Origin of the sequence: Dyella koreensis (assembly GCF_044904565.1) — a bacterium.
GTDB lineage: Bacteria > Pseudomonadota > Gammaproteobacteria > Xanthomonadales > Rhodanobacteraceae > Dyella_D > Dyella_D koreensis.
Map to the genome: position 1 here is coordinate 521,705 of NZ_JADIKD010000011.1, position 21,933 is coordinate 543,637.

The 21,933-nt window shown below is 60.0% G+C and carries 17 protein-coding genes and 1 pseudogene; 8 read left to right on the plus strand and 10 right to left on the minus strand.

The features are described 5' to 3' along the window. Positions 1-273 precede the first annotated feature (273 nt). The 4 genes and pseudogenes from metJ to ISS97_RS14355 form a co-directional block, all read right to left on the minus strand. The gene (gene metJ, locus ISS97_RS14340) at positions 274-819 is read right to left on the minus strand and encodes a met regulon transcriptional regulator MetJ (RefSeq protein WP_379985739.1); all 546 of its coding nucleotides are present in this window, start codon (positions 817-819) and stop codon (positions 274-276) included. Between the two features lie 546 nt (positions 820-1,365). Further along, positions 1,366-1,761, minus strand: coding sequence for a glycine cleavage system protein GcvH (gene gcvH, locus ISS97_RS14345; RefSeq protein WP_379985738.1), 396 nt, complete (start codon positions 1,759-1,761; stop codon positions 1,366-1,368). 84 nt (positions 1,762-1,845) lie between these two features. Beyond that, positions 1,846-2,946, minus strand: coding sequence for a glycine cleavage system aminomethyltransferase GcvT (gene gcvT / locus ISS97_RS14350; protein WP_379985737.1), 1,101 nt, complete (start codon positions 2,944-2,946; stop codon positions 1,846-1,848). 174 nt (positions 2,947-3,120) lie between these two features. Then, a pseudogene (locus ISS97_RS14355) lies at positions 3,121-3,478 on the minus strand (elongation factor 1-alpha C-terminal domain-related protein); the annotation flags it as partial. A gap of 37 nt (positions 3,479-3,515) precedes the next feature. Here ISS97_RS14355 and ISS97_RS14360 point away from each other — a divergent pair. The 4 genes from ISS97_RS14360 to ISS97_RS14375 are packed head-to-tail and all read left to right on the plus strand — an operon-like array spanning position 3,516 to position 7,045. After that, on the plus strand, positions 3,516-4,661 hold the full coding sequence (locus ISS97_RS14360) for an ABC transporter permease (RefSeq protein WP_379985736.1): 1,146 nt from the start codon (positions 3,516-3,518) through the stop codon (positions 4,659-4,661). After that, entirely contained in the window at positions 4,658-5,470 is an 813-nt protein-coding gene (locus ISS97_RS14365) for an ABC transporter ATP-binding protein (RefSeq protein ID WP_379985735.1), read from the plus strand. The genes ISS97_RS14360 and ISS97_RS14365 overlap by 4 nt, the downstream gene beginning before the upstream one ends. Before the next feature lies 1 nt (position 5,471). Beyond that, positions 5,472-6,410 carry an MlaD family protein gene (locus tag ISS97_RS14370; protein WP_379985734.1) on the plus strand — a complete coding sequence of 313 codons (939 nt, stop codon included), beginning with the start codon at positions 5,472-5,474 and terminating at the stop codon, positions 6,408-6,410. Continuing rightward, positions 6,407-7,045 (plus strand): ABC-type transport auxiliary lipoprotein family protein, encoded by a 639-nt coding sequence (locus ISS97_RS14375; RefSeq protein ID WP_379985733.1) that lies wholly within the window; start codon positions 6,407-6,409, stop codon positions 7,043-7,045. The genes ISS97_RS14370 and ISS97_RS14375 overlap by 4 nt, the downstream gene beginning before the upstream one ends. Here ISS97_RS14375 and ISS97_RS14380 read toward each other — a convergent pair whose 3' ends face one another. Both ISS97_RS14380 and ISS97_RS14385 read right to left on the minus strand, forming a co-directional pair. Next, positions 7,046-7,678 (minus strand): alpha-ketoglutarate-dependent dioxygenase AlkB family protein, encoded by a 633-nt coding sequence (locus tag ISS97_RS14380; protein WP_379985732.1) that lies wholly within the window; start codon positions 7,676-7,678, stop codon positions 7,046-7,048. It abuts the gene before it with no gap. A gap of 5 nt (positions 7,679-7,683) precedes the next feature. Continuing rightward, the gene (locus ISS97_RS14385; RefSeq protein ID WP_379985731.1) at positions 7,684-9,081 is read right to left on the minus strand and encodes an amidase; all 1,398 of its coding nucleotides are present in this window, start codon (positions 9,079-9,081) and stop codon (positions 7,684-7,686) included. A 202-nt stretch (positions 9,082-9,283) separates the two neighbouring features. Here ISS97_RS14385 and ISS97_RS14390 point away from each other — a divergent pair, with 202 nt between their 5' ends. The 4 genes from ISS97_RS14390 (at position 9,284) to ISS97_RS14405 (ending at position 14,808) form a co-directional block, all read left to right on the plus strand. Continuing rightward, the gene (locus ISS97_RS14390; protein ID WP_379985730.1) at positions 9,284-10,885 is read left to right on the plus strand and encodes an electron transfer flavoprotein-ubiquinone oxidoreductase; all 1,602 of its coding nucleotides are present in this window, start codon (positions 9,284-9,286) and stop codon (positions 10,883-10,885) included. Continuing rightward, a complete protein-coding gene (locus ISS97_RS14395) occupies positions 10,882-12,987 on the plus strand; it encodes a glycosyltransferase (RefSeq protein ID WP_379985729.1) in 2,106 nt (701 codons plus the stop codon). The genes ISS97_RS14390 and ISS97_RS14395 overlap by 4 nt, the downstream gene beginning before the upstream one ends. A 105-nt stretch (positions 12,988-13,092) precedes the next feature. Next, positions 13,093-13,842, plus strand: coding sequence for an electron transfer flavoprotein subunit beta/FixA family protein (locus ISS97_RS14400; RefSeq protein ID WP_379985728.1), 750 nt, complete (start codon positions 13,093-13,095; stop codon positions 13,840-13,842). Between the two features lie 21 nt (positions 13,843-13,863). Further along, positions 13,864-14,808: an electron transfer flavoprotein subunit alpha/FixB family protein gene (locus tag ISS97_RS14405; protein ID WP_379985727.1), complete on the plus strand. Its 945-nt coding sequence runs from the start codon at positions 13,864-13,866 to the stop codon at positions 14,806-14,808. A 167-nt stretch (positions 14,809-14,975) separates the two neighbouring features. Here the strand turns inward: ISS97_RS14405 and ISS97_RS14410 are convergent, their stop codons facing one another. The 4 genes from ISS97_RS14410 to ISS97_RS14425 all read right to left on the minus strand — a co-directional run bounded on the left by ISS97_RS14410 (position 14,976) and on the right by ISS97_RS14425 (position 21,861). After that, positions 14,976-15,908: an NAD-dependent epimerase/dehydratase family protein gene (locus ISS97_RS14410; protein WP_379985726.1), complete on the minus strand. Its 933-nt coding sequence runs from the start codon at positions 15,906-15,908 to the stop codon at positions 14,976-14,978. Between the two features lie 150 nt (positions 15,909-16,058). Continuing rightward, the gene (locus tag ISS97_RS14415) at positions 16,059-19,676 is read right to left on the minus strand and encodes a glycosyltransferase (protein WP_379985725.1); all 3,618 of its coding nucleotides are present in this window, start codon (positions 19,674-19,676) and stop codon (positions 16,059-16,061) included. Between the two features lie 33 nt (positions 19,677-19,709). After that, positions 19,710-21,050, minus strand: a complete 1,341-nt coding sequence (locus tag ISS97_RS14420; RefSeq protein WP_379985724.1) for an ABC transporter ATP-binding protein — start codon at positions 21,048-21,050, stop codon at positions 19,710-19,712. Beyond that, complete coding sequence (locus tag ISS97_RS14425) at positions 21,040-21,861, minus strand: ABC transporter permease (RefSeq protein ID WP_379985723.1); 822 nt, start codon at positions 21,859-21,861, stop codon at positions 21,040-21,042. Before ISS97_RS14425 ends, ISS97_RS14420 begins: the two co-directional genes overlap by 11 nt. Positions 21,862-21,933 lie beyond the last annotated feature (72 nt).

Below are 21,933 nucleotides of genomic sequence, written 5' to 3' on the forward strand. Positions count from 1 at the left end.
TCGCGGCGCGGATGTGCGAAAGGTAACCGCAATGAAGCATGACGGCAAATCGCGCGTAGCTTCACGGTGCAGGCCATCGGATTGCGCTAGATGGCGCGGCGCCTCGAAAGGGTCTCACCCCGGGCTGAGCGGTTTTGCCAACCCTCGTATTTTTTCCGACCCCTGAAACGAAGCGTCCCGGCATGGGCCGGGACGAATCGTTCTTTCGAAGTGCCCTCCCTGCGCTGGGCACCGCAGGGAGAGAAATCGGTACGGCTTAAGTTCTAGTAATGCTTACTTCTTAGCCTTAGCGGTCTTGGCCTTGGCGGTCTTGGTGGCCTTGACCACCTTGGCAGCAGCGGCCTTCTTCACGGTGCGCTTCTTGGCGGCCTTCTTGGCAACCTTCTTCACAGCGACTTTCTTGGCAGTAGCCTTCTTGGCAGCCGCCGGACGCTTCTTGGCAGCAGCCTTCTTGGCGACCTTGCGGACGGCCTTCTTGGCAGCCGGCTTCTTGGTGGCGGCCTTCTTCACGGCGGTCTTGCGGACAGCCTTCTTAGCGGCCGGTTTCTTTGCAGCTTTCTTCGTGGCTTTCTTGGCAGTGGCCATAGTTCGTCTCAGCTCCTCATCAGTTGGCAGTGGTTGCCCAGTAAAAGCATGCAGGAACGCCTCAACCAGCAAATCGCTATTCGTGGCGTGCCTTAAATTGTTGACTTGACGACGGGTACGTTCGTCCGACAGAGGCTGCAGGACGTGCAGCGGAATGGAGACCGTGATCTTGCGTACTGCTCCGGCCTTTTCACCGTGCTCAATGTACGGCTTGATGAATTTCGATGTTGCCATAACGCCTGTTCCCCGTTATCTGGAGCGAAAGCTATTCCCGAATATTTCAGCTGTCAATTGATTTTAATCATGAAATCAATCCGCCTCACCCACCCCATCCGGCCCGGAAGCCCTGCCCCACAAGGCATTGCGGGCATATATGGGGTTATCTGATTGGACGTCTAAACACCCAAACAAGTTAATACCCTCAAAAGCAAAAACTGCACAAAACCCGCATAAAACAAGGGTTTTCTCGCGCCGCGTGAAACTACTCGCGTATGGTCGGCAAGTCGTGCAACCCCTTGGTGTTGAAGGACTTGCGGGCGCCCCGGAAAGCGGATTTCGGCGCATGAATGAATGTCGACTGGCGGCCGCACTTTTCGGTCGCCTCGACCCGCCGATCAGGCCCCGAACGACCCCCGAGGTCACCTTGAACCAGGTCGGCGATCCGATTTGCGACCTCGCATCGATCGACCGGAACGCGCACTCACGCACCCATGCAGCAGCCTTCTCCAACATGCCGACGGCCGCTTGCGCGGCCGTCGTTCGAACACCTACTCGACGCGATCAGTGATCTTCGTTCTCGATCACTTCCGCATAGGCATCGGCATCAAGCAGCTCGTTGAGCTCGTCGCGGTCGCTGATGCGCACGGTGAAAATCCAGCCCTCGCCATAGGCGTCTTCGTTGATGGTTTCCGGCTTGTCGGCCAGCCCTTCATTGACCTCGACCACCTCGCCCGATACTGGCGAATAAATGTCGGAAGCGGCCTTTACCGACTCGACCACAGCGGCGGCATGGCCTGCCTTCAGGCTCGCGCCGATCTCCGGCAGCTCGACGTAAACCAGGTCGCCGAGCGCTTCCTGGGCATGGTCGGAGATACCCACACGCACCAGGCCGTTGTCTTCGACGCGGGCCCACTCGTGGGACTTGAGAAACTTCAGATCGCCGGGAATCTCGCTCATGATCGGGTCCAGTCGTTAGCGTTCGTGGAGGGATGGGCGGCCATTCTAGCCACTTCGCCCGGATGGCAAAACGTATCCGTTGGATCAAATGCCTTCGCAGGCTTTGCCGTCGCGCACGAAGGGGTACTTCACCAGGCGCACCGGCACTTCGCGACCGCGGATATCCACGCGTACATCACCCGGCTCGCCGGCTGGAATACGCGCGAAGGCGACTGCCTTGTTGAGCGTGGGCGCAAAGCTACCGGACAGAATTTCGCCCTCGCCGTTCGCGGTGATCACCTTCTGGCCGTGCCGCAGCACACCCTTTTCATCCAGCACCAGACCGACCATCACGCGCTTCACACCGGCGGCTTTCTGCGCCTCCAGCACCTTGCGGCCAATGAAGTCACGCCCTTCATCGAGGGCGATGGTCCAGCCGAGATTGGCTTCCCACGGCGAGACAGCCTCGTCCATGTCCTGGCCATACAGATTCATGCCCGCCTCCAGGCGCAGCGTGTCGCGTGCGCCCAGGCCGGCAGGTGCCACACCGGCGGCGGCCAGCGCTTCCCACAAGGCTACGGCATGGTCTTCCGGCACGATAATTTCGAAACCGTCCTCGCCGGTATAGCCGGTGCGCGCAATGAACAGCGGCATCCCGTGCGGCCCCTGAGCGGCGGCCGCGGCGAACTTGCCAAGCTTGCGGATGCGCTGGCTGTCCACCTCGTGAAGCAGACCGATCACCTTGTCGCGGGCATTTGGACCCTGCACGGCGATCATGGCGAAATCGGGGCGCTCCTTCACTTCCACACCGAAGGCCTTGGCCTGCTGCTCGATCCATGCCAGGTCCTTGGCGCGCGTGGCGGCGTTCACCACCAGGCGGAAGTGCTGCTCGTCGAAGAAATACACGATCAGATCGTCGATCACCCCGCCCTGCTCGTTGAGCATGCAGGAATACAGCGCCTTGCCCTGCACCTTCAGCTTATCCACGCTGTTGGCGAGCAGATGGCGCAGGAACTCGCGTGCGCGGGCACCGTGCAGATCGATCACCGTCATGTGGGAGACGTCGAACATACCGGCGTCGCGGCGCACAGCGTGGTGCTCCTCAATCTGCGAACCGTAGTTGATGGGCATGTCCCAGCCGCCGAAATCGACCATGCGTGCGCCGAGCGCACGGTGGGTGGCGTTGAGTACGGTCTTCTCGGTCATCGCAATGGCGCCTGGGGGAAAAGGTGCATTATCGCCGCCACCCCGGGGCAATCCAAGCCGCCCTGCACCACGGCGATGGTGATTACGCTATGCGGCGCCGTATGTGTCCGTCACCCGAGCGATGAGCTGCCATCATCCGCGAGCAGACAGACACCCCGCGCTCTGCCAGTTGTAGAGACTGGTGAACCACAGGCAGCGCGGACGCTGTCCCTTGCTGGCATCACAGGCATGCTTGTCGAGATCCAGATGCTACCCAATGCACATTGGCCGCCAGCCGTAGCGCGAAATCCAGCATGCCGCAGGCGACTGTGACCAGAGTATTCACATCTACCTTATGTTTGATGGTGGTCACGTGTGTATTCACCGTGCGCGTACCGATCTTCAACCGATAGGCTCGGTTAGACACCGAGGCGTCGTCATCCATCCACAGCATATGCGCGGCGAACCGATCGGCGACCAAGACAGGCCGCCCCGCATAGGCGATCACGTCACCGCAGCTCACATTGCTCTCCCGATTCAAGGCCAGCGTCACCACCTAGCCAACACCAGCGTGTAATAAGATGCGGCGCATGAGCACATCGACGGCGACGGGAAGCGCGGAACTCGATGCCAGCGCGCAGCCTCCTCGTCTGCGCGTCGCAGGCAACTGGACGCTGGCCCATTACACCGAGCTGGAAGGTGAGGTCGACGCGCTGACCCGTCCGCTGACGGACGATATCCAGGTCGATCTGGCAGCACTGGGCGAGCTGGACACTGCAGGCGCTTCACTGCTGGTCCGCCTGCTAGGCGCCAAACGTATTGGCGATCTGGCGCGCGAAGCCCCGAATCTCCCGGCCGCCCAGCGGGCCTTGCTGCAGACCGTGGGCACGGCACTGAACACCTATGGCCGGCCGGCCCGCAGCCCCAAAGGCTCGGTCGTTACCGAACTGCTTGCCCGTATCGGGCGGGCCATGGAGAGCATCTGGCATCAGCAGTTGCAGTTGCTCGGCTTTATCGGACTCACACTCGAATCGATGGTCCGTACCCTGCCCCAGCCCCGCCGCTGGCGCATCACCTCGCTGGTGTCGCATATCGAGCAGACCGGGCTGGATGCGGTGCCGATCGTGGTCCTGCTCACTTTCATGGTTGGCGCAGTAGTGGCCTTTCTCGGCTCGACCGTACTCGCCGATTTCGGCGCCACGATTTATACGGTGGACCTGGTGGCGTTCTCGTTCCTACGCGAATTCGGTGTGCTGCTCACCGCCATTCTGATGGCCGGCCGCACGGCCAGCGCCTTCACCGCGCAGATCGGCTCGATGAAGGTAAACGAGGAGATCGATGCCATCCGCGTCATGGGCCTGAACCCGATGGAGCTGCTGGTGCTGCCGCGTGTGCTCGCCCTGCTGGTGTCGCTGCCTCTGCTTACCTTCCTGGCCATGATGGCGGGCATCGTCGGTGGCGGGGTGGTCTGCGCGCTGGTGCTGGATATCTCGCCGGCCATGTTCCTCAACCTGCTGAAGAGCGATATCGGCGTGCGCCATTTCCTGGTCGGCCTGGTCAAGGCGCCGGTATTCGCCTTCCTTATCGCGGTGATCGGCTGCCTCGAGGGCTTCAAGGTCAGCGGCAGCGCGCAATCGGTGGGCGAACACACCACGTCCAGCGTGGTGCAATCCATCTTCGTGGTGATCCTGATCGATGCGCTGGCCGCGTTGTTCTTTATGGAGATGGGCTGGTGAACGCCGTCATCGCTGACAAACCCGCCACCGAGGACGTGATCCAGGTTCGTGACCTGACCAACCGCTTCGGCAGTCAGGCCGTGCATGAGCATCTGAACCTCGACGTGCGGCGAGGCGAAATCCTCGGTGTAGTCGGCGGCTCCGGCACCGGCAAGTCGGTCCTGCTTCGCACCATCGTCGGCCTGCGCCGCCCCACATCGGGCCGCGTACACGTATTCGGCGAAGATCTGCTCAGTCTGTCGCCGGAACGACGCTCAAAGATAGAGCGCCGCTTCGGCGTGCTATTTCAGAATGGGGCCCTGTTTTCTTCGCAGAACATCGCGGAAAACGTTGCCATGCCGTTGATCGAGCATATCGGCCTCAAGCGTGCCGACGCCGAGGCGCTGGCTGGGGTGAAGCTGGCCTTGGCCGGTCTGCCGCAAGGGACGGAACGCAAGTACCCGTCCAAACTCTCCGGTGGCATGGTCAAGCGCGCCGCGCTCGCCCGCGCGCTGGCGCTGGATCCCGAAATCCTTTTTCTCGATGAGCCCACCGCCGGCCTGGACCCGATCAGCGCGGCAGCCTTCGACCAACTGATTCTGACCCTGCGCGATGCGTTGGGATTGACCGTCTTCCTGGTCACCCACGACCTGGACACGCTCTACACCATCTGCGACCGCGTGGCCGTGCTGTCGCAGAAGAAAGTGTTGGTGTGCGACCGCCTGGACGTGGTGGCCGCCACCGACGATCCCTGGGTGCAATCCTATTTCCATGGCCCGCGCGGACGCGCTGCCTTACAAGCCGCCGAAGCAACGCGAGAGGTGAACTGAGATGGAAACCCGAGCCCATCATGTGTTGATCGGCCTGTTCACAGTGATTGTGGTGGCCGCCGCCCTGCTGTTCAGCACCTGGCTGGCCAAGTCCAGCACGGACAAACAGTTCAACGAATACGAGATCGTCTTCAACGAGGCGGTCACCGGCCTGTCGCAGGGCGGCGCGGTGCAATACAACGGCATCAAGGTCGGCGACGTAACCCAGCTCAAGCTGGACCCGAAAGACCCGCGACGCGTACTTGCCCGCATCCGTGTGGGTGCTGACACACCGGTACGCCAGGACACTCACGCCAAGCTGGCACTCACCGGCGTTACTGGCATGGCCATCATCCAGCTCAGCGGCGGCTCGCCTAGCAGCCCGGCACTGGTATCCAGCGATGGTCGTGCGCCCGTGATCGTGGCCGATCCGTCGCCGCTCAGCCGCCTGCTCGCCAACGGCGAAGACGTAATGACCAATATCAACGACGTGGTCTCGCGTGCCAACCAGCTGCTGTCGGAAGACAACGTCAATCGCATCAGCCGCACACTGGACCATCTGGACAAGGCCACCGGCGCCATTGCCGACCAGCGTGACGACATCCGGCAGCTACTGCGCCAATTGGCCGAAGCCAGCAAGCAGGCCAATGCCACACTGGCGCAGACGGAACAGTTGGCGCACAACGCCAACGGCCTTATCGATGTGCAGGCGCGCGCCACGCTCGATAGCGCCAAGAACGCGATGGCTTCGCTGGAACGCTCTACGGCCGCGATCGACCACTTGCTCAACGACAACCGCGCCGCACTCAATGGCGGCATGCAGGGGCTGAGCGAACTTGGTCCGGCGGTACGCGAACTGCGCGATGCCGCCGGCTCGCTGCGCGGCATATCGCGCAAGCTCGACGACAACCCGGCTGGCTTCCTGCTCGGCCGCGACCGCAGTAAGGAGTTCGTGCCATGAAGATCGCCACCCGCCCTGTGTTCCGAGTGGTCGGAGTGCTGTCGCTTGCCTGGCTCGCCGGTTGCTCGGTGCTTCCCAAGGCCGAGTCGCCGGAGATCTATCGCCTGCCATCCACCGCACTGCCACATGCGCAAGCTGGAGCAGTGAACTGGTCATTGCGCATCGACACCCCGCAGGCGGATCGCAGCATCGACAGCGCCCGCATCGCCGTGCTACCGCGGGGCGATGTCGTCAGCGTGTACCAAGGCGCGCGCTGGAGCGATCGCGTACCCACCCTGCTACGCAACCGCTTGCTGGAGGCCTTTCGCGACGACGGCCGCATCGCCGCGCTCAGCAGCGACGACATGAACCTGCAGGCAGACTATGCGTTAAGCGGTGACCTCACCGCCTTCCAGTCGGAGTACCGCAGCGGCCAGCCGGTGATCGTGGTGCGCTACGACGCCCGCCTGGTCCGCAACAGTGGCCTGCGCATCGTGGCAACGCATCGCTTCGAGATCAGCCAGCCGGTGAGCGGTACGGCCGTACCTCAGGTGGTCGCCGCGTTCGGCCAGGCCAGCGACACGCTGGCCAATCAGATCGTGGGATGGACGCTGCAGCAGCGCATGGACACAACCGGGCACAACGTATCGCCCTAATCACGCATCGCGTGGATGTATCCAGCGAAACGTGAGGTTGAGCCGCGCTCCTGTGACAGCGCGCGTCCGCGGTAGATCGTGCTGATAGCGCCGCTGCGTATCTCCGGCCATGCATAGCAGGCTACCGTGCGGCAGGGTGATGCCGTAGGCCTCGCGCCTTCCGCCCGCCGATGTGCGCTGACGCAGGCGAAAGCGCCGCTCCGCGCCCAGGCTCAGCGAGGCAATCACCGGTTGCTCTCCCAGCTCAGGCTCGGCATCGCTGTGCCAGCCCATCGCGTCTTGCCCGTCGCGATAGAGATTGGCCAGCACGCTATTGAAACGTACCGCGCAGGCCGCCTCTACCCGCTGGCGCAACGTCATCAACGTGGCATTCCATGGGTGTGGCTCGAAGCGCGTGCGCGAATAGACGTAGCTGGCATCGGCATCGCCGATCCAGCAGCTCAACCTGGGCGAATCCACCTCGCGGCCGAAGATACGGATGCGATGGGTTTCCCACGGAATCGATTCGCGCAAGTCGGCAAGCAAAGCATCTGCCTCATCCAGTTCCAGCCACTGCGGAATCCAGCGAAGCTGCGCGCCCGGCAAAGGAATCGGCTGCCACGCTTTCGTCAGATCGTCGCCGAACAGGCTCATGGCGATCAGGCGATGACGGGATAGGCCGGCTCCACATCCAATGTGGCCGCGCAGACCGCCGCCAGCTCCAGCAGGCGCAGATCCGAACCGCGTGCGCCAACCAGTTGCAGTCCGACCGGCAAGCCATTCGGCAGCTGGCCCATTGGGATACTGACTGCGGGGCAGCCAGCAAGACTCGCGAAGCTGGTCAGGTCAGCCTGCGAATCCGGCACCGGGCCATCGAGCGGAAACGCACCCTGGGGGGTGGTGGGCATGACCAGCACATCCACCTGGGCGAACAAGCGGCGCATCTTCAGCGTGGCCGCATCCAGCACGCGGTCCGCGATGGCATAGTCGGCTGCGCTCTTGCTGGCGGCGTAGGAGAGCATTTTGCGGAAGCGTGGGGATACTGGGTGGTCGGTGTCGGCCAGATCGTCAGCGAAGGTGCTGAGCATTTCCGCCTCCATCAGGAACAAACCAGCACGACGGGTACGAGCGAAATCCCAATCGCTGAAGTCGACCGAACGACGCTCGCCCAACTCACGCGGCAACTGCGCCAGCGCCTTTTCAAACACCTCGATGACTGCCGGCTCCACACCTACGGCAGCGAGGTCGGGCAACAGCCCGCAACGCAGATTGCCCGGCTCCCAATCCGGTGGCGCGAAGGCCACACGGCGGCGGCGCGAGCGCGCATCATCGGCGTCGTAACCCGCCAGCACCTGCAGCAGCACCGTGAGATCGTTGGCGCTGCGCGCCAACAGGCCTACCGCATCCAGCCGCCGCGCCGCCGGTACCAGCCCGCGCGCGGAGATTTCACCGTGCGTAGGCTTGAGCGCGTAGATGCCACAGTAACTGGCCGGGATGCGGATAGAGCCGAGACTGTCCGAGCCAATTGCCGCCACCGCCAGCCCGGCGGCCACCGCCGCGGCCGCACCACCCGAGGAACCGCCAGCGGTATAGCCATGACGATGCGGATTGTGGGTGGGGCCGAAATGTGGATTGTCGGTCACCGCGCCCAGCGCACCTTCATCCATATTGGTCTTGCCTACCAGCACGGCACCCGAAGCGCGCAGACGGGCCACCGCATGGGCATCCGTATCCGCAGCACGCGTGCGCCCCGGCAAGCCTGCGCGCGTGGTCCAGCCGGCCACATCGAAATTGTCCTTGATAGCTACCGGGATCCCGTCCAGCCGGCCGATCACCCCATCGCGACGCCGGTTCTGGGCCGCCCTGGCCTGCTCCTGCAGCAAGCCGGAACTCAGCCCGACAAAGGCATTGAGCTGCGGATTCAGCCGATCGATGGCCTCCTGGTACACATCGGCCAGCCCTTGCGGCTGGACCCGGCCGATGGCGAGCCAGTGCAGCAGTTGGCAAAGGGTGGCGCGGCGCAGGTCATGTCCGGAAATCGGCGGTAGCTGGTTCATGAAAACTCCCTTTCAAACAGCTTCGATTATCACCGTCTGTGGTGAAAGGTTTGCAAGTGGTATCGCACCATGCGTTGCCGCACAGTGCGCGAAACCGGACAATGGCGTGCTGAGGTGGCCCGGGCCGCCCCGGCTGCCGCTTGCACAGACAGGCGCTGCCGACGCCAGCCATTGAAGCCAGCCAGGACTTTTGGAGCACGCCATGAGCGAACGCGAAACGATGGAATACGACGTGATCGTCGTCGGCGCCGGCCCCGCCGGCCTGGCGTTCGCGATCCGGCTCAAGCAGCTCAAGCCCGATGTCAGCATGTGCGTGATCGAGAAGGCTTCCACCATCGGCGCGCAGATCCTCTCCGGCGCGGTGATCGAGCCGCAGCCACTGGACGCCTTGCTACCGGGCTGGCGCGACAACCCGCCGCCGATCTGCGTACCGGCCACCGAAGACGAATTCTGGTTGCTCAGCAAGACCGGTGGCCGCAAGCTGCCGGTACCGCCGGGCATGCACAACCACGGCAACTTCATCGTTTCGCTCGGCGCCCTGTGCGCCTGGATGGCGCCACAGGCGGAAGCCCTCGGCGTCGACGTATTCCCCGGCTTCGCCGCCGCCGACACTATTTATAACGAGGACGGCTCCGTCGCTGGCGTGCGTATTGGCGACATGGGCGTGGCGAAAGACGGCTCGCACAAGTCCAGCTATACCCAGGGCATCGACATCAAGGCCAAGGTCACCGTGCTCGCCGAAGGCGCGCGCGGCAGCCTGACCAAACAATTGATCAAGCGCTTTGCGCTGGACAAGGACAGCGACCCGCAGGGTTATTCCATCGGCATCAAGGAACTGTGGCAGGTACCGACAGGCCGCGCGACGCCAGGCAAGATCGTGCACAGTTTCGGTTGGCCGGCCGACAGCCACACCTACGGCGGCAGCTTCCTCTACCACCTGGACAAGGACCGCATCGCCCTTGGCTATGTCAGCGGCCTCGATTACAGCGATCCCAACTACCAGCCATGGGAGGCCTTCCAGCAATGGAAAAACCATCCCTCGGTCAAGGCCTTGCTGGATGGCGGCACCATCCTTTCCGCCGGTGCCCGCGCCATCGTCACCGGCGGCTACCAGTCACTGCCCAAGGTCGAAATGCCCGGCGCCCTGCTGATCGGCGACACCGCCGGCCTGCTCAACGTGCCCAAGATCAAGGGCACGCACCAGGCGATCAAGAGCGGCATGCTGGCCGCCGAACATCTCGCCGCCAACGGACTCGACCCCGCCGGCTTCGATACCAAACTGCGCGGCTCTGATGTGATGGTCGAACTCAAGACGGTTCGCAACATCAAGCCCGCCTTCAAGAAGGGCCTGTGGTTCGGCATGCTCAACGCCGCCTGGGAAACCATCACCGGCGGCGCCTCACCGTGGACGCTGAAGAACAAGGCCGACTGGTCCTCGCTGCACAAGCTTGGTCAGCAGGAAGAACCCAAGCGCGACTATGTGCAGCGTGATCTGGCGCCACGCGACCGACTGGCCGGTGTGTACTTCGCCGCCACCGAGCACGACGAAGACCAACCGATTCATCTGCACGTTGCGGACACCACCATCTGCGTCACCAAGTGCGCCGAGGAATATGGCAATCCATGCCAGCGCTTCTGCCCGGCCAACGTCTACGAGATCGTGCAGGATGAAGCCGGCAAACGCTTGCAGATCAATGCCGCCAACTGCGTGCACTGCAAGACCTGCGATATCAAAGACCCCTACCAGATCATCAACTGGGTAACGCCAGAGGGTGGGTCGGGGCCGAATTATCAGAATTTGTGAAACAGGCTGGGGATACCACACTGATTGCCAAGCTCAAGTGGCGAACGAAGCGCGTCGCCTATTTGCTCCAGCGCATGCGCGCCAGCGTAGCCCTGCGCGGATGGCGAGGCACGGCGTCGCGCATCGCCGAGGAGTTCCGAAGCCTTCCGGAGACGGACGAATCACTGCAGCTACTGCCACTTGACGTGTCCTTCACTCCTTTTGCGTTGCCCTGCGCTGCGTCGCCACGCGTTTCGATCATCATCCCCGTCCACGGCAAGCTTCCGTACACGCTAGCCTGCCTGCGCTCACTTGCAGCTCAAGCAGGGGACATACCATTCGAAGTCGTCGTGGTTGACGATGCATCGCCCGACGACAGCGCCAATACTCTGTCCCAGATCGAAGGACTCCGGCTGCTGATCAATACGAGCAACCTTGGCTTCGTCGGCAGCTGTAACGCTGGCGCCGCAATTGCGCGCGGCGAATATCTGCTCTTCCTCAACAACGACACTCAGGTTACCGCCGGATGGCTCGATGCCCTGCTGTCCTGCTTCCAGGAGCAGCCGGACTGCGGCATAGCAGGCAGCCGACTGGTGTATCCAGACGGCCGTTTGCAAGAAGCGGGCGGATTGATCTTCAGTGACGGTAGTTGCTGGAATGTTGGGCGATTCGAGTCGCGCGACGCACTTGCCTGGCAATACCGCCGCGAAGTCGACTATGTATCGGGCGCGTCATTGATGATCCCCGGCAAGCTATTCGAAGCCATTGGGGGATTCGACGAACACTATGCCCCTGCCTACTACGAAGATGCAGATCTCGCTTTCGCTGTTCGCGAAACCGGCCGGCGCGTGTTTTATGTACCGTCCAGTGTGGTCATTCACTGCGAGGGCATCAGCGCGGGCACCGATCCTCATGGTGGCATGAAGCGTTACCAGACCATCAATCAGGCTGTTTTCACCGAAAAATGGGCCGCGCAGCTTGCCCATCATCCGGCGCCCCGCAGACCCGCAGATCTTGCCGTGCGCTGGCGCACGCGGGGAAGAATCCTAGTCGTCGACGCCGCAGCGCCCGACCCGAGCCGCGATTCGGGCTCCTTGCGATTGGTTGAAATCCTTCGTCTGTTGGTCGACCAGGGCTGGAGCGTTGCCTTCTATCCCGACGACGGCCGCCGCTCTCGGGATGACACTGCCCGACTGGGAACGATCGGCGTCGAAATCCTGAACCTTCCCAAGACGACTCATTTGCCGCGGTGGCTTGCGCTGCACGGCAAGACGCTCGATGCAGTCATGCTCTGCCGCCATACCGTGGCCGGGCAATATGCTCATTTGGTGCGCCAAAGCGCTCCTCGAGCGCGTTTGATCTTCGACACCGTCGACCTGCACTTTCTTCGCGAACAGCGCGCTTCCGAGGTGAGCGGGCAAACGGTCATGGCCCGGCAATCAACCGCCTCGCGCCAAAGCGAACTCGAGCTGATTGCATTCTGCGACATCACCTTCGTCGTAAGCAATGACGAAAAAAGCTTGCTAAAGCAGTTGCTGCCCAACGCTAGCATTGAGCTGCTTTCCAATATTCACCGGCCTCACTCCTGCCCCCGCCCGCACTCTGGGCGCAAGGACGTCGTCTTTATAGGCGGGCAGGGCCACCCCCCGAATGTGGACGCGATGCGTTGGATCGCGAACGATATCGCGCCGCTGCTTCAGCAAGCAGCTCCGGACATGACCGTGCACCTGCTAGGCGATGTATCGGAAGTCCTGCGTCGGGAACTGACCACGGACGGCGTGACCATTCACGGGCGCGTCGCGGATCTTGCGCCGTGGATGGAGGGATGTATCGCCTCACTGGCCCCGTTGCGCTTCGGCGCCGGGGTTAAGGGGAAGATCAATATGTCCATGAGCTACGGACTACCGGTGATTGCCACGGGCCTCGCCGCCGAAGGGATGCATTTGCGCCATGACGAGGATGTGCTCCTCGCCGAAAATCCCGCGGATTTCGTCCACGCCGTACTGAGACTGCGTGACGATGAGGCCCTGTGGCAGCGCATCTCGACATCGAGCCTCAGCAATGTCGAACAGCATTTTTCACCGGAAATAGCCGCCAGTACCCTGCGGCGAGTATTGGGCTGACTTAACGCTCCAGCCGCATCCGGCCAAGACTCATACGATTGTTTGAATCAGGTTAGAATCGTTGCTTCCGCTCTAGTCGGGCGGCCAATCATGAAGGATCCGTAGATGAAGATTCTTGTCGGCTACAAGCGCGTGGTGGACTTCAATGTACGAATTCAGGTGAAGTCCGACGGCACAGGCGTGATGACCGATGGCGTCAAGCTATCAGCCAACCCGTTCGATGATATCGCCCTGGAAGAGGCCCTGCGTCTGCGCGAGAAGGGCATCGCCACCGAGGTAGTGGTGGTAGGCATCGGTCCGGCCGACCTCACCGCGCATTTGCGCAACGGCCTGGCCATGGGCGCCAACCGAGCCATCCACGTGGTGACCGTCGAGGAAGTGCAGCCGCTCACCGCCGCACGCATCCTGCTCAAGTTGGTGGAGAAAGAACAGCCAGAGCTGGTCATCCTCGGCAAGCAGGCCATCGACGACGACGCCAACCAGACCGGCCAGATGCTTGCCGCGCTGTGGGATCGCCCGCAGGCGACTTTCGCCAGCGAAGTCGAGATCGCCACCAGCGGCAAGGCAACCGTGACGCGCGAAGTGGACGCCGGCCTAGAAGTGATCGAGGCCGAACTCCCCGCCGTGATCACCACCGACCTTCGCCTCAACGAGCCACGCTTCATCAAGCTGCCGGACATCATGAAGGCCAAAGCCAAGCCCATCGACACCATCGAGTTCACCTCGCTGGGCGTCCAGGCTCACAACCATCTCAAGATCACGCACTATGCCGCGCCGGCCAAGCGCAGCAAGGGCGTGATGGTGAAGGATGCGGCCGAGCTGGTCGCCGCGCTGAAGCAAAAGGGCCTGCTATAAGCAGGTTGTCAGGAGATAGACATGAGCACAATTCTGGTTATCGCCGAACACCTCAACGGCAAACTCAACCTTTCCACCGCGCGCGCAGTCAGCGCAGCCAGCGCCGTCAAGGGCGATGCGATCGACGTGCTTGTGCTGGCCGACCAGGTCGACGCCATCGCCGCGGAAGCCGCCAAGATCGAGGGCGTCAGCAAGGTCTTCACTGTCGCCCGCACCGAGAACTCCCATCCACTGGCCGCCGTACTGGCCCCCCAAATCGCGAAGGCCGCCTCCGGGTACACGCATGTGTTCTTCCCGTCCACGACCTTCGGCAAGGACGTCGCCCCGCGCGTGGCTGCCCTGCTGGGCGTCCCGCAGGTCAGCGACGTCATGGCCGTCGAAGGTGCGCACAACTTCAAGCGCCCCATCTACGCCGGCAACGCCATCGTTACCGTCGAGGCCAACCCCACTCATATCGTGGTGGCCACCATCCGCACAGCATCGTGGCCCGCCGCCGCAACGGGCGCCAACAGCGCCACGGTAGAAAGCCTGGCGGTTGAAGCCAAGCTGCCGACGCACACCCGCTTCGTCGCGCTGCAGCAGGGTAAGAGCGATCGCCCGGACCTGCAAAGCGCGAGCAAGGTGGTCTCAGGCGGTCGCGGCGTCGGTTCGAAGGAGAACTTCGAGATCATCTACAGGCTCGCCGACAAGATCGGCGCCGCCGTAGGCGCCTCCCGAGCCGCGGTCGACGCCGGTTACGTGCCGAACGAACTACAGGTCGGCCAAACCGGCAAGATCATCGCTCCCGAGCTATACATGGCCATCGGCATCTCCGGCGCGATCCAGCACCTTACGGGCATCAAGGACGCGGGGACTATCGTCGCCATCAACAAAGACGGGGAAGCTCCGATCTTCGAAGTGGCCGATATTGGTCTGGTGGGCGACCTGTTCACCCTGATCCCCAGTATCGAGCAGGCCCTCAGCTAATTTATTCCGCGAGCGGGATCGAAAAAGGGCGACATAGATCGCCCTTTTTCTTACCAACCTGCCGCGCGGCCGCCCAATAAGGGCGCATATACAGCAGCGTAAAACCACCGCTCAAAGCGATGCTCTGGGCGCCAGGCCAGCCATGCTCGCGGCGGAATCAGTACCGGTTAATGCCCTAACTGGGCACGCACCCAACGAATGGTTCTATTCAGGCCATCTGCCAAAGAAACGTTAGGCGTCCAACCCAGCTCGCTTTGCGCCAGCCTTGTATCTAGCGAGTTGACCGGAACATCAAACGGCCTGCCGGGAAGGTAACAGCGCTCGATGGAGCGGCCGATCGCCTTTTCCAGGATATCGACGAGACCGTTCAAACTAATGCTGCCGCCGGAGCCGATATTAAAAATGATGCGCTCGCCCTGATAGGCGAGTGCCGCGCTAAACGCGTCCGCCACATCGGATACGTAGATATAGTCTCGTTCGACCGAACCATCGCCCCATATTTCCACGTGTTCACCACGCAGCGCTCGCTGCACGAACGCGGCAATTGCCCCTTGCGCCGTCGCCACGCGCTGTCGCTCGCCATAGGGATTTGCCACCCGGAAAATCACCGGCTTTATCCCGTGCAGTCGATTAAACAAGTAGAGATATTTCTCTATCGCCAGCTTGCTTATCCCGTAAGAAACCTCAGGGTTCGTCGGATGGGTTTCCGGAATGGGAACGATCTGCGGAATACCATAGACCGTTCCGCCCGACGAAATGAATACGATGCGCTTGATCCCGAGCTCGACCATCAACTGAAGTATCTGGATGGAGCAGAGAACGTTGCTCTGAACGTCATAGATCGGATCATCGTTCGAGCTCTTTGGAAGAGTCGTCGACACCAGATGGAGTACGACGTCGACGCCCGTCAAAGCCTCACGCACATCGTGAACGCTTTGCAAGTCGCCAGTTACCCACTCCACATCCTCAGCGGGTTCAAAGCTGCGAAAAGGCTCGACGCGCGGTCTCTCGAACACCCGCACCGCATGCCCATCGCGCAGCAGCCTATCCACGACCGCCGAGCCGATAAATCCGCCTCCACCCAAGACCAAGCACTTCATAGGAATTCCACCAGATCATCCGAATTCATGTTCGGCATGCCAGAAAGCGCAACGACGCGCCAACACATCCGAGGTTTTCAAAGAGACGCATCGCGGGCGATGCAGACGCCACAACAATCATGGCGAAACCCGCGATATATCAGCTCATCGTTACTTTACGTGAAACGATTGGTCCTGGAATCCCACACAACTCCGATAAACCGCTTCGTATCGCTCGCACATAGTATCTGGGTCAAATTTTTCTGCCGCGGCGTGTACATGCGTGGCAAGCTTCATATATCGATCGGAGTCGTTGGCGAGTTGGGCGATCTGTTTTGCCAGACTCTCGACTTCAATATTCCAATCATTCAAGTCAAAAACCTCGCCGGCCATCCCGTCGCCCACCCCAAGCATTCCCTTGATCTCACCGATATTGCTTGCCAAGAGCGGCTTACCCGCATAAAGACAATCAATAAGAACGAGGGGAAAGCTTTCACCGCGAAAACGCGAGGGCAAGAAGCCAAGATCCGCCATGGAGAAATAATCTCGAATATTTTTCTTGAACCCGAGGAAATGGATAAATGGAGGGACGGTGCCGGCGCTAAGGCGATCCGATTCCGCCCCCTGCCCGATCAACAAGAGATGGACAGTCCTCGCGGAAACTTCGTTCGCCCGCGTCACCGCAGCAATAGCTTCCTCCCAGCCCTTCTCCGGAATAGCTCGTGCGACCATACAAAGCACAAAGTCGCCCTCCGCTATATCGAGCTCTTCGCGCGCTACCGGCCGAATGGGGCTTCGTGCCAGCGCGTTGTCGATGCGCACAAATTTTTTACGCTTGCGGAACTCCTCGCTAAACGCCGCTAGGTTCTTCTCGGCCGTGTAGACAAACCTATCGACCCGTTCGTCAAGAATAGGCAGATGCCCCTTCAGATGCTCCGCATCGAGCATCTCGTACATGCCGTGCGTCGTAACCACCTGGCGCACATTTGGGCTATGCGCCAAAAGAAACGAAAGCGTGACATCGACCCAGGCGTGATGCGAGTGCACCAGCTCTATGCCCATGTCCTTGCCGACCGCCTCCACCAGCTCGAGCCGCGGCAGCTCAAGGAGCGGAATGGACGAGCTGAGCATGCTCCTCACACCGATCTCAGTAGCAGCTTGTGCACAGTTAAGCACCGTAACCGCATACCCCTTCTCCTTGAGAATATTTGCCAGCGTCAGAGGCAAGGTTTCCCCTCCTCCCGCAGCCAGCGAGTAGACGACCATCACGACATTCGGCTTACGCAGCTCGCAAGCCCCCTCGATCCTCTCAAGGCTATAAAGCTCCTTGAAGCGACTCTCGGAATCACTTCCCCGCGTCTTCGTCCAGTGCTGATAGAGCTGTTCCCTCTGCTTACGCAAAGGCTCTTCGTCCACCTTGTACATCGACATAAGACGCCGAGCGACGATCTCGTGCTCGCGATAATAAACATCATCCTTTTGTGCGTTGACGGACGTGTTCGCCTGATGCTGCCGGTAGAAATTGGTCGCGGTGGGCCGATAAGACACCAGACCGCCTCTAGCGACCGACAGATAAAACACCCAATCCCCGCACAGCCTCAAATTCATCCATTCCGGATCGTCCAAAAGATCCATATGGCCAGGGTGCCTGAACACAGCACTGCTTACATTCGGGACGATATTCTTGGTCGCCCACATTTCGTTCACCAGGCGATGTGCCGACCTTACGAACGGCGATGCCCAGGTCGAGACCCCGAATTCGCCCAGATATTCTTCGGTGGTCCAGATACGCTCACAAGCCTCGCCGGATACGAAGTCCGTCCGACAGAAGGACAGCATGACCGCAGGATTAGCAAAATCCCGGACGAGCTCTTCCAGGAAATTCAAGGTGACATAGTCGTCGCTTTCGGCAATCCATATGAGTTCGCCGGTGGCGAGGCGCAGGCCCTTCTTCCACTGATTGAACACACCGCCCGAATTGATCACGTTGAAGCTACTGACGGTGACATCCGGATATCGCTCGGCATATTCGGTCAATATGTCGCGACTATTATCGGTAGAACAATCGTCGAGCAGAATGATCTCTATGTTCTTGTACGACTGCTTGTAGATCGACTCAAGTCGGTCACGAAGATAGGGGCCATGATTAAAATTGGGAACGATGACCGAGACTTTCGGCTGATAGCCCAGAGCAGCATCTTGAACGATCTGGTACAACCCCATGTCATCCACCGCGGATTGCGCACTTGCCGCGGCTCTGCCATAGCGCTGCTCTAGAAGGATAGCCTTCTGGTGCAAACCACCCACACCGTCGCGCCGCACTACGCGAAGTGCATGGGAAATGGCCTTCAAGAAAGACCCATAGTGGAAAATGGCCTTCGGACCGGCCTTCAGCATGGCGAAGACGGAACGCGTCCGCGTGCGCATCCTGTCAATGGCGCCAGACAGCCGCACCAGCCTTCGTGCACCCAAGCTCGCCAATTGCCGATCGCGATCCTCAATGCCAGCGTTCAAATCGCGAGACCATTGAATGACGCGCTCTCGCTCATGCTCCGACTCCGTAAGTCTGCTTCGAAGCTGCGCAATCAGCATATCGTTTCCGTGCGCGGCGTCCGATCTCTCTTTGAGAAGCTTATTGAGCGCTGCGAAATGACGATCACGCTCCGTCGTCACAACGCCAAGCGCATTACCGAGCTCATCAATGCGCTTATTGTTCGCTTCGAGAAGGTCGTTCCTCTCCTGCAATGACGTCTCGAGGTTGGAAAGCATTCCTTCAAGAAGCGCCGCTCGGTTTTCGCGCTCTGCTGCGCGCTCGCCTTCGGCTAAGGCCTCGGCCTTCCCTAAAGCCGCTCCAAGATCATCAATCATCGCTTGATTGTGCTCGACCAAATCGTTCATTCGCGCAATTTCTGCGTCGCGTGCGAGCACCGTATCATTCAGTCCGGTAGCCCATACGATGATGCGAGCCTGCTCGGCTTCGACACGAGCATACTGCTCGTTCATATGCTTAAGCTCGCGGACCAACTCCATCGTCCAGTTCGCGTACGAATGATATTCCTTGAGCAGATCGAAATCCGACAGGAAGTACATCGACGAGCCGAGCGACGGCAAGGTCACGGCGTCGTTCGCGCAGAGCGCCATGTAATAAACCGGTGCATCGATCTTCGGCGATGCAGTGCGAACATCCTTTCCGTTATCAAGGAATGAGCGGAGCGCATCCGACTCCCCTTCCAGCGGCAGCACAGCAGACCCCACGGCGAGCCGTTGCCCCCAATATTGGATTTTCGGAAACTGCGTCTTGAGCAAGGCATCGAACTCGATGAAATCGAGCTCTTTCACGTGGTACTCATTGTGATGGCCAGCCGCGTCCGAGTAGATCGGGCGATTCGGCGATGACATCAAGAGAATGCCCGAGGGGCGCAGCACGCGTCTCAGTTCGGCCAGCATCTCTTCCTGTTCGAACAGGTGCTCGACCGTTTCAAACGACACGACTACGTCAAAAGCGTTGTCTGGCAAGTCGAGCGCCGCAGCACTTCCTTGTCGGAATTCAAGATTCGACGCATCTCCATACGTGGCGCGCGCGTGATCGACCGCCTCATTCGAGATGTCGACACCGACGACGCTGCGAGCCTGACTAGCGAGAATAGAAGAGCCGTAACCCTCGCCGCACGCCACGTCGAGCACGTCCTTACCGGCGACTAATCCCCTGGCCAGGGCATATCTATGAAAATGCTCTAACCTGATTTCTCCCTGCTCAGTGGGAATAAAGCGCTCACCGGTAAACTTCATAAGGACTCCGAGAACAACTCCAGGACACAAAAATCATGAACTAACAGCAAGGCTAATGGCTCGCATGGGCACGCCCACTAAGCCGAGGCAAACGGAGCTCGCGTGAACACGGACGATGCAGGCATCGTGAACCCAGTGATGCTGAACATGCGTTTCCTGGGTGCCGTCTGCGATCGCAGGAGAAATGCTGTAATCGCCCGAAGGAAGCAACGGCATGCGAAAGCTGAATAAGGCTACTAGCTCCGAGTTCGCCACCGCGGTTATCGGCGCATCGCAGTAAGACAGGTAGGTGTTGTCGGCAAAAATGATCTGCCCCAGCCGATCGCGGAACTGGAATCCGACGATGGGACGATTAAGCGTAACGAAGATCTCGCAACGGATGCACAGTTGCACATCCTCCCCGCCCACGGCCCAGGAAAGCGGCCGGCCAACGGAGTCGAGAAGCTGTACGTCAACGATCCTCGCTCCGCCCTGACCAAAACTCGACTGCTGCTCGTCAAACCTGAATAATTCAATATCGTTCCTGAGCGCGGACTGATTAATCACGCTCAATCGCGCATCACGATATTCACCCAGATCGATGGCAACCGCCGATGGCGCCTCCGAACCATTATTTTCTTCCCGCTGCGCCGAGTTTTCCGTGGAATAGAAGGCAGCAAGATACTTCTCTACGACCTTTTTCGGCTCGGCCAGAAGCTCAAGACGACCGCGATTCATAAGAATCGCTTTGGTGCAAAGGTGTAACACGGCCTCGGTGTCGTGACTACAGAAAAGCAAAGTTCCGCGCCTCATGAACTCACGAAGGAAACGCATGCACTTCTGTACGAAGTACGCATCACCAACCGACAAGGCCTCGTCGATCACCAACACATCGGCGTCGACATGAGCGATCACCGCAAATGCGAGGCGAACGAACATGCCACTTGAGTAAGTTTTAACTGGCTGATCGATGAACTCTCCGATTTCCGAGAACGCAACGATCTCGTCATATCGAGCGTCGATCTCTTGGCGACTCAATCCATAAAGCGCCGCCGAAAGATAGACGTTCTCTCGCCCGGTAAATTCGGGATTGAATCCCGCACCCAGCTCAAGCAGCGCCGCCACGCGCCCTTTGACTTCAACCGTCCCGGTGGTCGGGTTCAAGGTCCCACAGATCATTTGCAGCAGAGTCGACTTGCCACTGCCGTTCTTTCCGACGATCCCCACCACCTCGCCACGAGCCACCTCGAAGCTCACATCTTGGACAGCGCAAAAGTCCTTATGGAACTTCTTTCGCCCGCGAGAAAATATCTGCCGAAGTCTATCGCTCGGTTGCTCGTAAATCTGATAATGCTTACTCAGATCTTGAATCTTGATAGCGACATCACAAGACATCGGCAAAGCCCCTACGCGTCTTTTGGAACAGGAAGAATCCTAGCCATGCGAACAACGCTGCGACCAGAATCCCACCCAAAGTCCAGGCCCAATCCGGCTCTTTATTCCAGATCAACACCCCTCGCACCTGCTCGATGGTTATCGTGAGAGGATTGAGCATGAATATCAGCCGATATCTTTCAGGCAGTGAAGTGATCGGATAAAAAATCGGCGACAGAAACATCAGCGCCGTTGTGATCAGGCCGATAAATTGCAGCATATCCCGAAGATAAGTGCCGATCGAAGCCAGAATCCAGGAAAGCCCAAGAGTGAACAACAGGAGCGGCAATACCACGACTGGCAATAGCAGCGACCAAGCGCCAGGAATCCCAAACGAAATGGTATAGAAGAGAAGCCACACTAGCAGGCTTACCGCACCGTGAAACAAGGCCGAACCCATCGTGACCCACGGGAGTATCTCCAGCGGGAAGATCACCTTCTTCACATAATTCGCATTTGAAATGATCAAGCCGGGCGATTTATTCACGCATTCGGCAAAGACATTAAAGACCATCAGGCCGGCGAACAATACGAGGGCGAATTCAAGATTCCCTCCCGAAACATTGCCACCCCATCTTGCCTTGAAGATCACGGCAAAAACGAAGGTATATACCGCCAGCATAAATAGTGGATTAATAAAAGACCACACAATGCCCATTAATGATCCGCGATAGCGGCCAACCACATCTCTTTTTATAAGATCGCCTATCAGCTCACGACGGCGCCAGAAGCTACCGATCAACTCTATAGGCGAAGCAGAAAATGTACGCATTTTGACCATACTCAAAAATGAGCCACGGAACGCGGCAGAACACAAACAACACCGATTGTCTCGTCGTGCCGG

What these genes read in the sequence shown, in the direction of transcription:
- metJ (WP_379985739.1), bottom strand. Translation starts at nt 819, where the DNA reads ATGGCAACATCGAAATTCATCAAGCCGTACATTGAGCACGGTGAAAAG.
- gcvH (WP_379985738.1), bottom strand. Translation starts at nt 1,761, where the DNA reads ATGAGCGAGATTCCCGGCGATCTGAAGTTTCTCAAGTCCCACGAGTGG.
- gcvT (WP_379985737.1), bottom strand. Translation starts at nt 2,946, where the DNA reads ATGACCGAGAAGACCGTACTCAACGCCACCCACCGTGCGCTCGGCGCA.
- ISS97_RS14360 (WP_379985736.1), top strand. Translation starts at nt 3,516, where the DNA reads ATGAGCACATCGACGGCGACGGGAAGCGCGGAACTCGATGCCAGCGCG.
- ISS97_RS14370 (WP_379985734.1), top strand. Translation starts at nt 5,472, where the DNA reads ATGGAAACCCGAGCCCATCATGTGTTGATCGGCCTGTTCACAGTGATT.
- ISS97_RS14375 (WP_379985733.1), top strand. Translation starts at nt 6,407, where the DNA reads ATGAAGATCGCCACCCGCCCTGTGTTCCGAGTGGTCGGAGTGCTGTCG.
- ISS97_RS14380 (WP_379985732.1), bottom strand. Translation starts at nt 7,678, where the DNA reads ATGAGCCTGTTCGGCGACGATCTGACGAAAGCGTGGCAGCCGATTCCT.
- ISS97_RS14385 (WP_379985731.1), bottom strand. Translation starts at nt 9,081, where the DNA reads ATGAACCAGCTACCGCCGATTTCCGGACATGACCTGCGCCGCGCCACC.
- ISS97_RS14390 (WP_379985730.1), top strand. Translation starts at nt 9,284, where the DNA reads ATGAGCGAACGCGAAACGATGGAATACGACGTGATCGTCGTCGGCGCC.
- ISS97_RS14400 (WP_379985728.1), top strand. Translation starts at nt 13,093, where the DNA reads ATGAAGATTCTTGTCGGCTACAAGCGCGTGGTGGACTTCAATGTACGA.
- ISS97_RS14405 (WP_379985727.1), top strand. Translation starts at nt 13,864, where the DNA reads ATGAGCACAATTCTGGTTATCGCCGAACACCTCAACGGCAAACTCAAC.
- ISS97_RS14410 (WP_379985726.1), bottom strand. Translation starts at nt 15,908, where the DNA reads ATGAAGTGCTTGGTCTTGGGTGGAGGCGGATTTATCGGCTCGGCGGTC.
- ISS97_RS14415 (WP_379985725.1), bottom strand. Translation starts at nt 19,676, where the DNA reads ATGAAGTTTACCGGTGAGCGCTTTATTCCCACTGAGCAGGGAGAAATC.
- ISS97_RS14420 (WP_379985724.1), bottom strand. Translation starts at nt 21,050, where the DNA reads ATGTCTTGTGATGTCGCTATCAAGATTCAAGATCTGAGTAAGCATTAT.
- ISS97_RS14425 (WP_379985723.1), bottom strand. Translation starts at nt 21,861, where the DNA reads ATGCGTACATTTTCTGCTTCGCCTATAGAGTTGATCGGTAGCTTCTGG.